General features: G+C 62.5%; 18 protein-coding genes. 10 read left to right on the forward strand and 8 right to left on the reverse strand.

Annotated elements, in window-relative coordinates; all coding sequences use genetic code 11:
* The first annotated feature begins 1 nt into the window (after position 1).
* A complete protein-coding gene (gene mtaB / locus AC1RNA_RS04875) occupies positions 2-1,255 on the forward strand; it encodes a tRNA (N(6)-L-threonylcarbamoyladenosine(37)-C(2))-methylthiotransferase MtaB (protein WP_009338409.1) in 1,254 nt (417 codons plus the stop codon).
* Here the strand turns inward: mtaB and AC1RNA_RS04880 are convergent.
* Positions 1,244-1,978: an RluA family pseudouridine synthase gene (locus AC1RNA_RS04880; RefSeq protein WP_009338408.1), complete on the reverse strand. Its 735-nt coding sequence runs from the start codon at positions 1,976-1,978 to the stop codon at positions 1,244-1,246. The genes mtaB and AC1RNA_RS04880 overlap by 12 nt on opposite strands.
* A gap of 69 nt (positions 1,979-2,047) precedes the next feature.
* On the opposite strand from AC1RNA_RS04880, the gene ftsY reads away from it, so the two are divergent.
* Both ftsY and AC1RNA_RS04890 read left to right on the forward strand, forming a co-directional pair.
* Entirely contained in the window at positions 2,048-3,004 is a 957-nt protein-coding gene (ftsY, locus tag AC1RNA_RS04885; protein WP_009338407.1) for a signal recognition particle-docking protein FtsY, read from the forward strand.
* Between the two features lie 8 nt (positions 3,005-3,012).
* Positions 3,013-3,615: a septation protein A gene (locus AC1RNA_RS04890; RefSeq protein WP_009338406.1), complete on the forward strand. Its 603-nt coding sequence runs from the start codon at positions 3,013-3,015 to the stop codon at positions 3,613-3,615.
* A 12-nt stretch (positions 3,616-3,627) separates the two neighbouring features.
* On the opposite strand, the gene AC1RNA_RS04895 is transcribed toward AC1RNA_RS04890, so the two are convergent.
* A complete protein-coding gene (locus AC1RNA_RS04895; protein ID WP_009338405.1) occupies positions 3,628-4,113 on the reverse strand; it encodes a MarR family winged helix-turn-helix transcriptional regulator in 486 nt (161 codons plus the stop codon).
* Between the two features lie 109 nt (positions 4,114-4,222).
* On the opposite strand from AC1RNA_RS04895, the gene AC1RNA_RS04900 reads away from it, so the two are divergent.
* The 7 genes from AC1RNA_RS04900 to AC1RNA_RS04930 all read left to right on the forward strand — a co-directional run bounded on the left by AC1RNA_RS04900 (position 4,223) and on the right by AC1RNA_RS04930 (position 10,752).
* Positions 4,223-6,010: a chloride channel protein gene (locus tag AC1RNA_RS04900; RefSeq protein WP_009338404.1), complete on the forward strand. Its 1,788-nt coding sequence runs from the start codon at positions 4,223-4,225 to the stop codon at positions 6,008-6,010.
* A gap of 83 nt (positions 6,011-6,093) precedes the next feature.
* Positions 6,094-6,537 carry a PAS domain S-box protein gene (locus AC1RNA_RS04905; RefSeq protein ID WP_009338403.1) on the forward strand — a complete coding sequence of 148 codons (444 nt, stop codon included), beginning with the start codon at positions 6,094-6,096 and terminating at the stop codon, positions 6,535-6,537.
* 120 nt (positions 6,538-6,657) lie between these two features.
* Positions 6,658-7,353, forward strand: coding sequence for an RNA polymerase sigma factor (locus tag AC1RNA_RS04910; RefSeq protein ID WP_009338402.1), 696 nt, complete (start codon positions 6,658-6,660; stop codon positions 7,351-7,353).
* A 63-nt stretch (positions 7,354-7,416) separates the two neighbouring features.
* The gene (folE, locus tag AC1RNA_RS04915) at positions 7,417-8,043 is read left to right on the forward strand and encodes a GTP cyclohydrolase I FolE (protein WP_009338401.1); all 627 of its coding nucleotides are present in this window, start codon (positions 7,417-7,419) and stop codon (positions 8,041-8,043) included.
* A 186-nt stretch (positions 8,044-8,229) separates the two neighbouring features.
* Positions 8,230-9,756: an FAD-dependent oxidoreductase gene (locus AC1RNA_RS04920; protein ID WP_009338400.1), complete on the forward strand. Its 1,527-nt coding sequence runs from the start codon at positions 8,230-8,232 to the stop codon at positions 9,754-9,756.
* Positions 9,757-9,877: 121 nt separating this feature from the next.
* Entirely contained in the window at positions 9,878-10,399 is a 522-nt protein-coding gene (locus AC1RNA_RS04925; protein WP_009338399.1) for a DUF4142 domain-containing protein, read from the forward strand.
* Between the two features lie 35 nt (positions 10,400-10,434).
* Positions 10,435-10,752, forward strand: coding sequence for a cupredoxin domain-containing protein (locus AC1RNA_RS04930; RefSeq protein WP_009338398.1), 318 nt, complete (start codon positions 10,435-10,437; stop codon positions 10,750-10,752).
* A gap of 6 nt (positions 10,753-10,758) precedes the next feature.
* Here AC1RNA_RS04930 and AC1RNA_RS04935 read toward each other — a convergent pair whose 3' ends face one another.
* The 6 genes from AC1RNA_RS04935 to blh all read right to left on the reverse strand — a co-directional run bounded on the left by AC1RNA_RS04935 (position 10,759) and on the right by blh (position 14,276).
* Positions 10,759-11,217 carry a group III truncated hemoglobin gene (locus AC1RNA_RS04935; protein WP_009338397.1) on the reverse strand — a complete coding sequence of 153 codons (459 nt, stop codon included), beginning with the start codon at positions 11,215-11,217 and terminating at the stop codon, positions 10,759-10,761.
* Positions 11,218-11,283: 66 nt separating this feature from the next.
* A complete protein-coding gene (locus AC1RNA_RS04940) occupies positions 11,284-11,757 on the reverse strand; it encodes a redoxin family protein (protein ID WP_009338396.1) in 474 nt (157 codons plus the stop codon).
* Between the two features lie 59 nt (positions 11,758-11,816).
* Positions 11,817-12,251 carry a YeeE/YedE family protein gene (locus AC1RNA_RS04945; RefSeq protein WP_040297874.1) on the reverse strand — a complete coding sequence of 145 codons (435 nt, stop codon included), beginning with the start codon at positions 12,249-12,251 and terminating at the stop codon, positions 11,817-11,819.
* On the reverse strand, positions 12,242-12,649 hold the full coding sequence (locus AC1RNA_RS04950) for a YeeE/YedE family protein (RefSeq protein ID WP_009338394.1): 408 nt from the start codon (positions 12,647-12,649) through the stop codon (positions 12,242-12,244). The genes AC1RNA_RS04945 and AC1RNA_RS04950 overlap by 10 nt, the downstream gene beginning before the upstream one ends.
* Positions 12,646-12,990 (reverse strand): sulfite-sensing transcriptional repressor BigR, encoded by a 345-nt coding sequence (gene bigR / locus AC1RNA_RS04955; RefSeq protein ID WP_009338393.1) that lies wholly within the window; start codon positions 12,988-12,990, stop codon positions 12,646-12,648. Before bigR ends, AC1RNA_RS04950 begins: the two co-directional genes overlap by 4 nt.
* On the reverse strand, positions 12,984-14,276 hold the full coding sequence (blh, locus tag AC1RNA_RS04960; RefSeq protein WP_009338392.1) for a bifunctional sulfur transferase/dioxygenase Blh: 1,293 nt from the start codon (positions 14,274-14,276) through the stop codon (positions 12,984-12,986). Before blh ends, bigR begins: the two co-directional genes overlap by 7 nt.
* Positions 14,277-14,479 lie beyond the last annotated feature (203 nt).

Raw genomic sequence — 14,479 nt, forward strand, 5'->3', positions numbered from 1 at the left:
CATGCCGGTCGAACTCGTCACCTTCGGCTGCCGTCTCAATCTGGCTGAATCGGAGACGATGCGTGCCGAGGCCGATGCCGCCGGCGTGCAGGATGCGGTGATCGTCAACACATGCGCGGTGACCAATGAGGCGGTGGCGCAGGCGCGCCAGACTATCCGCCGCCTGCGGCGCGATCATCCGGCGCGCAAGATCATTGTCACCGGTTGCGCGGCGCAGACCGATTCCAGAATGTTCGCGGAGATGCCGGAAGTCGATCGCGTGCTCGGCAATGACGACAAGATGCGCGCGCATGCGTGGCGGGATACGCGCCGCGCGTTCGATCTCGATGACGGTGAGAAGGTTGCGGTCGCCGACATCATGGCGGTGCGCGAGATGGCGCCGCATCTGGTGGAGGGATTTCACAGCGGCCAGCCGCGTGCCTTCGTGCAGGTGCAGAACGGCTGCGACCATCGCTGCACGTTCTGCATCATTCCGTATGGGCGCGGCAATTCGCGCTCGGTGGCAATGGGCGCCGCGGTCGAACAGGTGCGCAAGCTGGTGGAAGGCGGCTGTCCCGAGATCGTGCTGACGGGCGTCGACATTACAAGCTATGGCGCGGATTTGCCGGGTGCGCCGAAACTGGGTGCACTGGTCAAGCAGATCCTCAAGCATGTGCCGGAATTGAAGCGGCTGCGGCTCTCGTCAATCGACTCGGTCGAGGCGGATCGCGATCTGCTCGATGTGATCGCGGACGACGAGCGATTGATGCCACATCTGCATTTGTCGCTGCAGGCGGGCGACGATCTCGTTCTCAAGCGCATGAAGCGGCGGCACTCGCGCGCCGACGCCATCGCGTTCTGCGATCAGGCGCGGCGGCTGCGGCCGGACATTGCCTTCGGGGCCGATCTCATTGCGGGCTTTCCGACCGAGACGGATGACATGTTCGAGCGGTCGCTTGCGTTGGTCGAGGACTGCGATCTCACCTTCCTGCACGTGTTTCCGTACTCGAAGCGTCCCGGCACGCCGGCGGCGAAGATGCCGCAGGTGGAAGGCCGTACCATCAGGGAGCGGGCAAAGCGGTTGCGTGACGCGGGCGAGGTGGCGCTGCGGCGCAGGCTCGCGCGTGAGGCAGGCAAGACCCGTCATGTTCTGGTTGAAAGCACGACGCAGGGCCGCACCGAGCATTTCCTGCCCGTCGCGATGACAGGTGGTGTTGCGGGCGATGTGCGGGCCATGACCATTGCGGGTCATGACGGCGCGCGCCTAAGCGTGTGACACGACCTGTTCGGGTGCGAGCGCTTCTTCGCCATTCCACCCGCATGCGCGCAGCCGCTCATGCAAGTGTTCGGGCACAGGTGCGACCACGCGCACCGGCGGCTTGTTCTTCGACAGCGGCACGACGATCTCGCGCGAATGCAGATGCAGGCTCGGCTCGCCGAAGCGCGGGCCGTTGCCGTAGATGTTGTCGCCGACGATGGGAAAGCCCATCGCCGCGCAATGCACGCGCAATTGATGGGTGCGGCCGGTGATCGGCTCGAGTGCGAGCCAGGTCAGGCCATCGCCACGCCCCATCACGCTCCAGCGGGATTGGGACGGCAGCCCGTTCGGGTCGGGCTTCTGCCACCAGCCGCGCGTTTCATCGAGCCGCCCGAGCGGAATGTCGATTTCGCCTTGGTTCTCCGCAGGGCCGCCTTCGACCACGGCCCAATAGGTCTTGCCGATCTTGCCGTGCTTGAACAGAAGCCCGAGCGAGGCGGTCGCCTTGCGGTGGCGGCCGAGCACGAGGCAGCCGGAGGTGTCGCGGTCGAGCCGATGTGCCAGGACCGGCGGGCGCGGCAAACCGTAGCGCAACGCATCGAACGAGGCTTCAAGATTGGGCCCGCCCTTCGGGCCTTTATGCACGGCAATTCCGGCCGGCTTGTCGATCACCAGCATCAGGCCGTCGCGATGAAGCACGCGTGCCTGCATCTCCTCGGCGGTCGGCTGTGGCGTATCCATAATGACGTGCGGCTTTCGTTTTTGGCGTGAACCGGGTAACACACCCCCCGCAATGTTGACAGTCCGCATATGACAGATACGCCGCAGGATAAACCGAAGCAGAGCTGGTGGCAGCGGCTGTCCGCCGGCCTCAAGCGCACGTCCGGTTCGATTGGTGGCGCGCTCACCGATCTCGTCAGCAAGCGCAAGCTCGACCGGGCCATGCTCGAGGGTATCGAGGATGTGCTGTTACGCGCCGATCTCGGAACCGAAGTCGCGGCGCGGATCGCGGCGAAGGTCGGCGAGGGCCGTTACGACAAGGATGTGTCGGCGCAGGACGTCCAGGAGATTGTCGCCGCCGAAGTCGAGAAGGTGCTCGCGCCGGTGGCGAAGCCGCTGGTGATTGACGAGAGCCAGAAGCCATTCGTCATTCTGGTCGTCGGCGTCAACGGCTCGGGCAAGACCACGACCATTGGCAAGCTCGCTGCGAAATTAACGGCGGAAGGCCGCCGGGTGATGCTTGCCGCAGGCGATACATTCCGCGCGGCCGCCATCGAGCAATTGAAAGTCTGGGGCGAGCGCACCGGCGTGCCGGTGGTTGCGCGCGCGCACGGCTCGGATTCGGCGAGCCTTGCCTTCGATGCGGCGAGCGAGGCGAAGACGGACAATCGCGACGTGTTGCTGATCGACACCGCCGGGCGATTGCAGAACAAGGCCGAACTGATGGTCGAGCTGGAGAAGGTCGCGCGCGTCATCAGGAAGGTCGATGCCAGCGCGCCGCATGCGGTGCTGCTGGTGCTGGATGCCACCGTGGGACAGAACGCTCTGTCGCAGGTCGAGGCGTTCCGCAAGACGGCAGGCGTCACCGGGCTTGTGATGACCAAGCTCGATGGCACCGCGCGGGGCGGCATCCTGGTTGCGATTTCAGAAACCTACAAGCTGCCGGTGCATTTCATCGGCGTCGGCGAGGGCATCGACGACCTCGCGCCGTTCACCGCGCATGATTTCGCGCTGGCGATCGCGGGCAAGGATTTGGGGCAGGGATAGTCAGGATCATGGACAAGCGCGCACCCCATCCGTTGTTCAAGCTCGCGACCGAGCTTGGTCCGCTGCTGATCTTCTTTGCCGCCAACGCCAAGTTCAATCTGTTCGTGGCGACGGGCGCGTTCATGGTCGCGATCGTCGCGGCGGTGATCGCGTCCTATGTGGTGGTGCGGCATGTGCCGCTGATGGCGCTTGTCACGGCGGTGATCGTGCTGGTGTTCGGCGGCCTGACGCTCGTGCTGCATGATGAGACGTTCATCAAGATCAAGCCGACCATCATCTACGCGCTGTTCGCGCTGACGCTGTTTGTGGGTCTGATGCTGGGGCGATCGTTCATCGCCGTTTTGTTCGATCAGGTCTTCAATCTCACGCCGCAGGGCTGGCGGCTGTTGACGATCCGCTGGGCGCTGTTCTTCGCGGCCATGGCGGTGCTGAACGAGGTCATCTGGCGTACCCAGAGCACGGACTTCTGGGTGGCGTTCAAGGCGTTCGGGGTGGTGCCGTTGACGATGGTTTTCGCCATGGCGCAGATGCCGCTCGTCAAGCGCTACCAGATCGAGGAAGCGACGGCGGAAGCACCCGATAGCGAGCGCGGCGATATCACGCCGCGCTGAGCGCCGGAATTATCAGCTCAACTGCTTCAGCAGTTTGATCATGCCCGGTGCGTTGCGGCGGATTTCCGCCATGTGAATGCCGGACAGCCCCTTGAGCGCGGCGTTGGCCTTCCCGGTCAGGTTCAGCAGCACGCGGCGGCGGTCTTCCCGGTCGGTCTTGCGCACGACAAGCTTGGCCCGCACCAGCCGGTCTACCAGTTCGACCGCCGTATGGTGCTTGAGGTGAAGATGCTCGGCGAGGTCGCCGACCGTGACGCCGTTCGCATCCTCAAATCCGCGAATCGCCAGGATCGCCTGATGTTGCTTCGGCGTCAGGCCGCGATTTTGCGCCGCCTGCTCGCTGAAATTGAGGAAATTGCGCAACTCGCGGCGGAACGAGGCCAGCACGAAATAGTCCTTGTCCTTGATAGCCACGCTATGGGGCAGGGCAGATATGCGCTTTTGTGCCGAAATGCGAAGTTGTGCTGATTTTACGGATTTCTTTGTTGATTTAGCCATCCCTGACCCCGTTGCCTTCTATCGTATAGCGATATATTGACGTGACCCGCCCGAAAGGCCTTACCGCGCGCTTTCGGTAATTTCAATCCTATTTCGGATCCTTACGAATATGTCACGTTCTTCCAATGTGGCGCCGAGGCTCGGTGACTTCACCGCCGACAAGCGCGTGCTGGTTCTGGTCGCGATGGCGCTTCTGGTCGGCAGCGGCGGTGCAGCCTCCGCCTGGGTTTTGCTGCACATGATCGCGCTGGTCACGAATCTGGTTTGGTTGCAGACATTTAGTACGGCGAATCTGTCACTTGCGGGGCTTAAGCCGAGCCTCTGGATGGTGCTCGCGCCGGGGTTGGGCGGGCTCATCATCGGCCTGATGGCGCGTTACGGATCGGAGAAAATTCGCGGTCACGGCATCCCGGAAGCGATCGAGGCCATCCTGATCGGCGGCAGTCGCATGCAGCCAAAAGTCGCAGTCTTGAAACCGCTGTCGTCGGCGATTTCGATCGGCAGCGGCGGCCCGTTTGGCGCCGAAGGGCCGATCATCATGACCGGCGGCGCGATCGGCTCGCTGTTCGCGCAGTGCTTCCATATGAGCGCCGCGGAGCGGAAGACGCTGCTGGTGGCGGGTGCGGCTGCCGGCATGACCGCGATCTTCGGCACGCCGATCGCGGCGATGCTGCTGTCGGTCGAACTCTTGTTGTTCGAGATGAAGCCGCGCAGCCTCATTCCCGTGATCACCGCCTGCGTGGTGTCCGCGGCCTGGCGTCCGTTCATCATTGGTCACGGGCCGCTGTTTCCGTTTTCGGGCCATCTCGACCTGCCGTGGTGGGGCGTCTTTCTTTATATCGCGGTTGGTATTGTGGGCGGCCTGCAATCGGGCCTGATCACCGCAGTGCTCTACAAGGCCGAGGATTTGTTCGAGCGGCTTCCGGTTCACTGGATGTGGTGGCCGGCGATCGGCGGCCTGCTCGTCGGGCTGGGCGGCCTGATCGAGCCGCGCGCGCTCGGTGTCGGCTACGATATTATCGCGGGCCTGTTGAACGATAAGATCGTCACCTCGCAAGTATTGACGATCCTGATCGTCAAATCGGTCATCTGGATCATCGCGCTGGCCTCGGGCACCTCCGGGGGCGTGTTGGCGCCGCTCCTGATCTTCGGCGGATGCCTCGCATGGCTGGAAGGCCTGTTCCTGCCGGGGGACACCGGGGCATGGGCCTTGCTCGGCATGGCGGCGATGATGGGCGGCACCATGCGTTCGCCGCTGACCGGCATCATGTTCGCGGTGGAACTGACGGGCCATTTCGGCCTGCTCGAACCATTGCTGGTCTGCACCGGCGCCGCCTATGCGCTGACGGTGCTGTTGTTGAAGCGTTCGATCCTGACGGAGAAGATCGCGCGGCGCGGCCAGCATGTCGTGCGCGAGTACAGCATCGATCCGTTCGAGTTGCTGCGCGTGTCGGACGTCATGGTGAAGAACGTCGATACATTGCCCGCAAGCATGCGCGTGGACGAGGCGGTTGCGTTCTTCTGCGGCGATACGCCGCCCCTCCATAAATCCTATCCGTTGATCGATGAAAATGGCGTGGTGGTTGGTGTTGTCGGCCGCCGCGACATTTTGCGCTGGCGTGCGGAGAATCCCGAAACGGACGAAACTTTGTTTGATTGCATCTCGGATTCGTCGGTGGTGATAGGTTATCCCGATGAACAGGTGGCTGTGCTCGCTGATCGGATGGTGGCGACGGAAGCAGGCCGCGTGCCGATTGTCGATCGCGTCAGCGGACGGCTGGTCGGACTGATGACGCGCAAGGATCTGATGCGCACGCGCGGCAACGCCATCTCGGCGGAAACCGACCGGCTGTCATATTTCTTGCGCAGGAAGAAGCTGTCTGCGACAACAGGATAGCTGAGACGCCGCGACCGTAGACAAAAGATTGCCCGGCCTGATCGACGCCTTTGCCAGGTGGAATTGTATCAGGGGTATCAATCATGGACTTTCGCACGGCACTCGGAGACGCCATCCTCTCCTCGGAATCGGACGCCATCATTGCGACAGGCAAGGATGGCCTCATCACCTTCTGGAATCCGGGTGCGACGCGAATCTTCGGGTTTGCCGAGAACGAGGCTGTCGGGCAGTCGCTCGATATCATCATTCCCGAGAACCTCCGGGCGCGGCACTGGGAAGGCTATGACAAGGTCATGGAAAGCGGGCAGAGCCGCTATTCGCATGGCGACCTTCTGGCGGTGCCGGCGCTGATCAAGGCGGGTACCCGCATTTCCGTCGAATTCACCATGGTGGTGCTGCCAGGCCCGGACGGCAAACCGGCCGGCACGGCCGCGGTGCTGCGCGACGTGACCAAGAAATTCGAGGAAAACCGGGCGCTGCGCAAAAAACTTGCCGCGGCGCAGAATGCGGCAAGAGAGAATACCTAAGCGTTCGCGGGGACTTCATTGGTTAAGAGGATTCCGGTTCCTGTTTCGGGCGCAGAAAAACAACTTTGTGTGTAACCTTTTCCGTGTGGCTCCATCTAACAGGCAGCATGGAGAACAGGGATGACCGACTCTCATAGCCAGGCGCGGCTTCCGGCGCTGGATGAAACCACAAGCGACGAGGTGCTGGTCCACGCCGCGCAGGGCGGCGACGCACGAGCCTTTCGTGCGATCCTCACCAAGTACAACCGCAGGCTTTACCGGATTGCACGGGGTATCCTGCGCAACGACACCGAGGCGGAAGACGCGGTGCAGGAAGCCTATGTCAACGCCTTCACGCATCTCGCGACCTTTCGCGGCGAGTCCAGTCTGTCGACCTGGCTGTCGCGCATTGTGATGAACGAATCACTTGGCCGTCTGCGCAGCCGCCGCCCGATGGCCGAGTTGGCCGAGGTCGAGACGCCCAATCAGGCGGCCGAGATCATTCAATTTCCAAACACCGCCAGAACCGATCCGGAACGCACCATGGCCCAGCGCGAGCTTCTTCGTCTTGTCGAGCGGGTGACCGATGAGTTGCCGGATGTCTATCGCACGGTGTTCGTGACGCGGGTGATCGAGGGCATGAGTGTCGAAGACACGGCTGAACTGCTCGGCATCCGCATCGAGACGGTGAAGACGCGGCTGCATCGCGCACGCAAGCTCGTCCGCGAGCATCTCGACCGAGAGATCGGCCCGGTGATGCTCGACGCGTTTCCCTTCGCGGGCAAGCGCTGTGAGCGCATGACGCAGAATGTCATGCAGCGGCTCGGCCTGGTTTGATTCATCCCTTTTTGTCCAATCATCAGATGAACGCGGCGCACGGCGCCGAAGGAGACGGTCGTTATGATTTCCAACGTCAAGGTGCTTGAACGCGAGCGTAGTATGACGGATGTCTCGGAGCGGCCGGATCGCGCCGAGGTGGAAGATGCGTTCCGCACCATCATCCGCTGGACCGGTGACGACCCGAAGCGCGATGGCCTGATCGAGACGCCGAGTCGCGTCGCCCGCGCCTTCGAGGAATTTTTCATCGGCTACAGCCAGAACCCGGTGACGGTGCTGCAAAAGACCTTCGAGGAAATCGAAGGCTATGATGAAATGATTACGCTGCGGGGCGTTCGCTTCGAGAGCCATTGCGAACACCATATGGCGCCGATCGTCGGCAAGGCCTGGGTCGCCTATATCCCGAACGGCCGTGTTGTCGGCATCAGCAAGCTCGCCCGCGTCGTTGAGATCTACGCCAAGCGCCTGCAGATTCAGGAGAAGATGACCGCGCAGATCGCCAACACCATCAATGACGTGCTCAAGCCGCAAGGTGTTGCAGTGCTGATCAAGGCGCAGCATCATTGCATGACGACGCGTGGCATCCACAAGCCCGGCACCGATCTCGTCACCAGCCGGATGCTCGGCTGCTTCCGCGACAACCCGGCCACGCGGCAGGAATTTTTGAGCATGACCGCGGAGCGGGACTAGTGTCCCGAATCCGAAGTTCGCCTCATCGTGAAGCAGTTTTCGAAGCGAACTTCGGATTCGAAAAGACACTAGCAAATCTATCATTCTAGTGTGGTTTAGGTTCGGAAGTTCGCTTGAAAGACTCGCGGAGAAAATGAAGCGAACTTCTGAACCACCACACTAGGCTCAACAGCGGAGGTAGTTGCCATGCAGCAGGATGATGCACCCAAAGGCCCGGATCTCGCCGGCGGCGTCGAGCTGGCGCAATTGTCCGACGGCAGGTTGCTGGGTCATGTCGGCGACGAGGAAGTTCTGCTGGTCCAGTCCGGCGACGACATCTTCGCGGTCGGCGCGCACTGCACGCACTATCATGGGCCGCTTGCGGACGGACTGGTCGTCGGCAACAGCATCCGCTGCCCGTGGCATCATGCCTGTTTCGATCTGCGCACCGGCGAGGCGACACGGGCGCCGGCTTTTGACCCGATCGCACGGTTCAAGGTGGAGCAGCGCGACGGCAAGGTGTTTGTCGGCGACAAGGTTGCGCCCTGTCCGATCAGGCCGCGAAGCCTGAAGGAAACGCCGGAAAAAATCGTCATCGTCGGCGGCGGCGCGGCGGGGTTTGCCGCGGCTGAGATGCTGCGCCGTGAACAGTTCGCGGGCGAGATCGTCATGCTGTCGAGCGAGGCCGAAGCGCCGGTCGACCGCCCCAATCTGTCGAAGGATTATCTTGCCGGCAGCGCGCAGGCGGACTGGATTCCGCTGCGCTCCGGGGACTTCTACCGTGATCTGAAAATCGATCTGCGGCTTGGTGTCGAAGCCGACAGCATCGATGTCGCGGGCCAGGCGGTTGTGCTGAAGGATGGCGCGCGGCTGGCCTATGACAGGCTGTTGCTGGCGACGGGCGCGGAGCCGAATCGCCTTCCGGTGCCCGGCGCGGATCGTCCCAATGTGCATGTGTTGCGTACGCTGGCCGACAGCAATGCGATTATCGCCAGTGCGAAGGATGCGCGCCGCGCGGTGGTGATCGGCGCGAGTTTTATCGGGCTGGAGGCTGCGGCGTCACTCCGGGCCAGAGACATCGAAGTCCATGTCGTCGGCCCCGAGAAAATTCCGATGGAGCGGGTGCTTGGTCCCGAGATGGGCCGGTGCGTGCGTGCCCTTCACGAGGAGCATGGCGTGATCTTCCATCTGGAAGAAGGTGTCAGCGCGATCAACGAGCGCGGCGTCGTGCTCAAGAGCGGCGAGGTAATTGCGGCGGATCTCATCGTGTCCGGCATCGGTGTCAAGCCGCGGCTTGCACTTGCGGAGAAGGCCGGACTCACGATCGATCATGGCGTTGTCGTCGACCGCACTCTGCAAACCAGCGCGCCCGGAATCTATGCGGCGGGCGATATCGCGCGCTGGCCGGACCCACATTCAGGTGAGAACATTCGCGTCGAACATTGGGTGGTGGCGGAACGTCAGGGACAGGTGGTCGCGCGCAACATGCTCGGTGCTCGCGAGGTGTTCGATGCCGTGCCGTTCTTCTGGAGCCAGCACTACGATATTCCGATCAACTATGTCGGCCATGCGGAAAAGTGGGATGAGATCGTCGTGCATGGTGAGATCATGGCGCACGATTGCCTCCTCGAATACAAACTCAACGGCAAGACGCTGGCGGTGGCCTCGATCTTCCGTGATGCCGACAGCCTGAAGGCGGCCGCCGCGATGGAGGAGGGCCGCGCGCCGGTATGAGGCGCCGGGCTGAAAATAATTTTCAAATTTGCGTAACCTTTGCCGCGCGACTGCATCCAATGGACATACGACCTCGTGTCGTCGTCCGCCGTTATTCCACGGCGGCCACAGGAGCAGTACCATGTTCGCCAAATTCAGCGCGGCTCTCGCCGCTGTTTGCCTTTTGGGCACACCCGCTTTCGCGCAGGGCGCGAAGCTCACCGATCCGCAGATCGCCCACATCGCCTATACCGCGGGCGTTATCGATGTCACGGCCGCCAAGCAGGCGCTGTCGAAGTCGAAGAACAAGGAAGTGATCGCCTTTGCCAAGGACATGGTTCGCGATCATGAGGCGGTCAACAAACAGGCGCTCGATCTCGTCAACAAGCTGAAGGTCACGCCGGAAGACAACGACACCAGCCGCGCGCTCACCAAGCAGGCGGCGGACAAGCAGGCTGAACTCGCCAAGCTGAGCGGCGCCGCCTACGACAAGGCTTATGTCGCGAACGAAGTGGCCTTCCATAAGACGGTCGATGGCGCGCTCGAGAAGCAGCTCATTCCCTCGTCGAGCAACGCCGAACTGAAGAGCCTGCTGGAAACCGGCCTGAAAATTTTCGAAGGCCATCTGCAGCATGCCGAGCACACGCTCGCGGATTTGAAGTAACGCGTCATCCCTGCCACGAGCGAAAGGAAAATAGCATGCTTTCGGCGCGCTATTGGCTTGTGCCCATGGTTGTCGCGACTGTACTCGGCAGCGCTTCGGCGCATGCCGAGACGGTGCGCGTGACCATCGACAAACTGGTGTTTTCGCCGGGGGTGGTGAAGGCCAAGGTCGGCGACACCATCGAATGGGTCAACAACGACATTCTCGCTCACACCGCGACGGTGAAGGGTGACTGGGATGTGCTGATTCCGCCGAAGAAGTCGGCGACGCTGGTGATCAAGAAGGCGGGAGAGGTCGAGTACTACTGTCGCTTTCATCCCAACATGAAAGCCAAGATCGACGTCACGAACTGACGCCGCTCAGGAAACGGAAGATTCGACTCGCTTGAAGCGGGCGCCTCTGGCCAGCATCACGCCATTGGCGCCCGCGATCCCCAGTTCGAGGCTTTCGGCGATGCGCCGCGCGCGCTCCATGAAGTGCTCGGCAGCCTTCGGCGTGCAGAGATCGTTCACGGTCTCCTGGAACAATTGCAGCCAGCGGTCGAAATGCTGCGCGTCCACCGGCAGCGGCAGATGCTTGCGCATCGGCTGGCCGTGATATTCCCCGCTCATCAGCGCGACCGAGGACCAGAACGCCTTCATCTGGCGCAGATGCGGACCCCAGTCGGCGATGCGCGTGTTGAAGATCGGGCCGATCAGCTCGTCGTTGCGGACACGGGTGTAGAACTCGTCGACGATGCGATCGATCAGGGCTTCGTCGATTCCCGTCTCGGCGCGGATCGCGCTGGTAATCTCGGCGCGCCGTTCGGCCGCTGACATGACAGGTTCCGACATCATTTACCCTTGATCTAATGATGCATCCTATATGCATCTTTCTAAGGAAAATCAACCCGCTGGCCAGGGTTCCGCGGTCAACAGGGCGATATCGGCGCCCACCCGCAGGTCGTCTTCGGCCCCCAGCGTGTGCTTGCGGATGTTGCCCGCCCGGTCGATCAGCACCAGGCTCGGCGTTCCGGTCATGCCATAGGCCGCCATGGTGTGGGGGATCGGCGTGCCGTCGCCGGGCCGGTCGACCGCGACCGGAAAATCGACGCGGTATTCATGCAGAAATGCCTCCAGCGCGACGGGCGTCATGGCGGCGTGATGCTCGAACACCGTGTGAAGTCCGATCACGACAACCTTGTCGGGAGAGAAGATATTGGCAATGCGCTGGGCCTGCGGAATGCCGGCCTGAACGCAGCCCGGACACAGCATCTGGAAGGCGTGAAGAACGACGACCCGGCCGCGCAGTTCTTCGAGCGTCAGCGGCGCGGCGACATTGAACCATTGCGTGACGGCAAGTTCGGGAGCGGGGGTCATGACGGCAACCTCATCGGCAGCCGAGCATAACGCCAAACGCCTTGTCCGGCCACTTTCGGTTATTTCCGGGCGAGCATGTGATCGTGCAGCACCATGCCCGCAGCCATCGCGGCTGCGAAGACGAAGGGCGTCGTCAAGCCGATCGAAAGTGCCGTCACGGCGGGGCCGGGGCAGAACCCGGCGAGCCCCCAGCCCGCTCCGAAAACGGCAGAGCCGACAACGAGCCGCGGATCGATGATGGTGGCTGTTGGGAGATGAAAGCAATCATCGAGCGCAGGCCGCGCCAGCCGTCGCTGGATCGCCATGCCGGGGAGCGCCACCAGCAATGCGCCGCCAAGCACGAAGGCGAGGCTCGGGTCCCAGTGGCCGCTTGCGACATTGAGAAAGCCGATCACCCGCGCGGGATCGACCATGCCGGATAGCGACAATCCAAATCCGAAGATCGTGCCTGCCGCGAAAGCGACGAGAAGACGGAGTAGAGCACTCATCGCCATGCGCCCATGGTGGTTGCGACGATGATTCCCGTTGCCAGAAAAACCGATGTCGCGACAAGCGAGCGTTTCGAGAATCGTGCCAGCCCCAGAATGCCGTGACCGGAGGTGCAGCCCGATCCCATGCGGGTGCCGATGCCGACGAGAAGGCCTGCGAGCACGAGGATCGAAGTGGAGGCGGCAATCGTCACCGGCGGCAGGTGCCCGGTCACGGCTGCATAAAGCCACGGCCCGCACAGAAGCCCGGCAATGAAAGCGGCATTCGTTCCGATCTGCTGGCCGTCGAGCAGGCGGCCGACGATGCCGCTGATGCCCGCGATCCTGCCGTTGACGAACAGCAGAAGCATGGCGGACAGGCCGATCAGCATGCCACCGATCAGCGATGGCCAATAGGATATCATCGCCGTTTTCCTTTCCGGCAGTAGATCGCATGCAGGGCTTCGATCAGTTGCGCGGCCTTGGCCTCCGTCAACCGGTAGAAGATCTGCTTGGCCTCGCGCCGCGTCTTCACCACGCCGGCGTCGCGCAGGATGCCGAGCTGTTGCGACAGGCTTGGCTGATGAATGCCAAGCCGCTCTTCAAGCGCGCCGACGGAATATTCGCCTTCGGCAAGCGCGCAGGCGAGTGCGAGGCGGCCCGGATGACTAAGGGTTTTCAGAAGCGCCGCCGCCTCGTTGGCGTTGGCTTCGATATCTGTCGGGGGCGGGAAAGCCCGCGCCGCTGCTCCCGCGCGGCTCACCATGCCGATCCCTCCAGCGCATCGAGCGGAAACTTGAGGTAGCGCCTGCCGTTGGCTTCGGGTTCTGGCAGGCGCCCGCCGCGAATGTTGACCTGCAGCGCGTGCAGAATGAGCTTTGGCATCGGCAGGATCTTGTTGCGTGCTTCGCGCAACTGGATGAACGCGGCCTCGTCGATTCCGGCAATGTGAGGATTGGCGTGCTTCTGTTCGCCGACGGTGCTTTCCCAGCGGGCATGACGCCCATGGGGCTGGTAGTCGTGGCCGGTGAACAGGCGCGTGTCGTCCGGCAGCGCCAGAATCCGCTGGATCGAGGCCCACAATGTTTGCGCGCTGCCGCCGGGAAAGTCGGTCCGCGCCGTACCGGAGTCCGGCATGAAGATCGTATCGTGCACGAAGGCGGCATCGCCGATCACGTAGGTGATCGAAGCGAGTGTATGGCCCGGCGAAAACAGGATGCGCCCCTCGATCGTGCCGATCCTGAAGGTGTCGCCATGATTGAACAACCGGTCCCATTGCGATCCGTCGGCGGGAAAGTCGGGCCAGTTGTAGATGGCCTTCCATAACTTCTGCACGTCGGTGACATGCGCGCCGATTGCGGTGGGCGCGCCGGTTTTTGCCTTGAGATAATGCGCGGCGGAGAAGTGGTCGGCGTGGGGATGGGTGTCGAGAATCCATTCCACCGTCAATCCCTCGCTGCCGATATAAGCGAGGATCGCATCGGCATTCGTGGTGCCGGTTGCGCCGGACTTCTCATCGAAATCGTAGATAGGATCGATGATGGCGCAGCGTTTGGTGGCGGGGTCGGAGACGACGTATTGGATGCTGCCGGTGCGGACGTCATAGAAGCCCTTCACCGCCGGCTTGTAGGCCGACTGGCGCGCGAGCCAGCGCGCCGCGCGGGAGAGATCGAAGCCGCGCGCCTTGCCGAAGGCCTCGACCTCCTCGCGCCGCATCCGTCCGTCGAGAACCTCGCCGAGAACGTAGAGCGTCAGCACGCGCGTGCCGCCCTTGCAATGGGCGTAAACCGGGCCGTCGGCTGAATTCATCGCGTGCTGGAAGGCGCGGATATCAGCTTCGGTGATCGTCGAGCCTGTGACGGGTAGGAACGCGTAGCCGAGCTTGGCATCGGTGGCCGCCGCATGCTCCGCACTGTTGCCGGGCTGGGCCGCATCCTCGCCATCGGGACGGAGGTTGATCAGGGCGGCGTAATCCCTTGCGATATCGGCGAAGCTGCCGATATCGGGCTGGCTTGCAACCGTCAGACGGTCGGTGATCTTCACGGCGCTCATGGGGTCTCGCTGAATTCATCAATATACAATCTATTAAACTATATATTGTTGGAACGCCAGATTTAATTATGCGCTCACGGAAATGTCAGGCTGGAACAGGCAGCGCCTCGACCCGGCGGGCGGAGGCGGCGATGGCCTCGCGCGACAGGGTTCCCCTTGCGACGGCCTCCTCCACCCATTGCACGGCATGCAGAGGGAAATTG

The organism is Afipia sp. GW821-FHT14H12 (genome assembly GCF_058803465.1).

What these genes read in the sequence shown, in the direction of transcription:
- AC1RNA_RS04895 (WP_009338405.1), bottom strand. Translation starts at nt 4,113, where the DNA reads ATGGCTAAATCAACAAAGAAATCCGTAAAATCAGCACAACTTCGCATT.
- AC1RNA_RS04900 (WP_009338404.1), top strand. Translation starts at nt 4,223, where the DNA reads ATGTCACGTTCTTCCAATGTGGCGCCGAGGCTCGGTGACTTCACCGCC.
- AC1RNA_RS04935 (WP_009338397.1), bottom strand. Translation starts at nt 11,217, where the DNA reads ATGTCAGCGGCCGAACGGCGCGCCGAGATTACCAGCGCGATCCGCGCC.
- AC1RNA_RS04950 (WP_009338394.1), bottom strand. Translation starts at nt 12,649, where the DNA reads ATGATATCCTATTGGCCATCGCTGATCGGTGGCATGCTGATCGGCCTG.
- bigR (WP_009338393.1), bottom strand. Translation starts at nt 12,990, where the DNA reads ATGGTGAGCCGCGCGGGAGCAGCGGCGCGGGCTTTCCCGCCCCCGACA.
- blh (WP_009338392.1), bottom strand. Translation starts at nt 14,276, where the DNA reads ATGAGCGCCGTGAAGATCACCGACCGTCTGACGGTTGCAAGCCAGCCC.
- folE (WP_009338401.1), top strand. Translation starts at nt 7,417, where the DNA reads ATGATTTCCAACGTCAAGGTGCTTGAACGCGAGCGTAGTATGACGGAT.
- mtaB (WP_009338409.1), top strand. Translation starts at nt 2, where the DNA reads ATGCCGGTCGAACTCGTCACCTTCGGCTGCCGTCTCAATCTGGCTGAA.
- AC1RNA_RS04930 (WP_009338398.1), top strand. Translation starts at nt 10,435, where the DNA reads ATGCTTTCGGCGCGCTATTGGCTTGTGCCCATGGTTGTCGCGACTGTA.
- AC1RNA_RS04945 (WP_040297874.1), bottom strand. Translation starts at nt 12,251, where the DNA reads ATGGCGATGAGTGCTCTACTCCGTCTTCTCGTCGCTTTCGCGGCAGGC.
- AC1RNA_RS04905 (WP_009338403.1), top strand. Translation starts at nt 6,094, where the DNA reads ATGGACTTTCGCACGGCACTCGGAGACGCCATCCTCTCCTCGGAATCG.
- AC1RNA_RS04920 (WP_009338400.1), top strand. Translation starts at nt 8,230, where the DNA reads ATGCAGCAGGATGATGCACCCAAAGGCCCGGATCTCGCCGGCGGCGTC.
- AC1RNA_RS04910 (WP_009338402.1), top strand. Translation starts at nt 6,658, where the DNA reads ATGACCGACTCTCATAGCCAGGCGCGGCTTCCGGCGCTGGATGAAACC.
- AC1RNA_RS04890 (WP_009338406.1), top strand. Translation starts at nt 3,013, where the DNA reads ATGGACAAGCGCGCACCCCATCCGTTGTTCAAGCTCGCGACCGAGCTT.
- ftsY (WP_009338407.1), top strand. Translation starts at nt 2,048, where the DNA reads ATGACAGATACGCCGCAGGATAAACCGAAGCAGAGCTGGTGGCAGCGG.
- AC1RNA_RS04880 (WP_009338408.1), bottom strand. Translation starts at nt 1,978, where the DNA reads ATGGATACGCCACAGCCGACCGCCGAGGAGATGCAGGCACGCGTGCTT.
- AC1RNA_RS04925 (WP_009338399.1), top strand. Translation starts at nt 9,878, where the DNA reads ATGTTCGCCAAATTCAGCGCGGCTCTCGCCGCTGTTTGCCTTTTGGGC.
- AC1RNA_RS04940 (WP_009338396.1), bottom strand. Translation starts at nt 11,757, where the DNA reads ATGACCCCCGCTCCCGAACTTGCCGTCACGCAATGGTTCAATGTCGCC.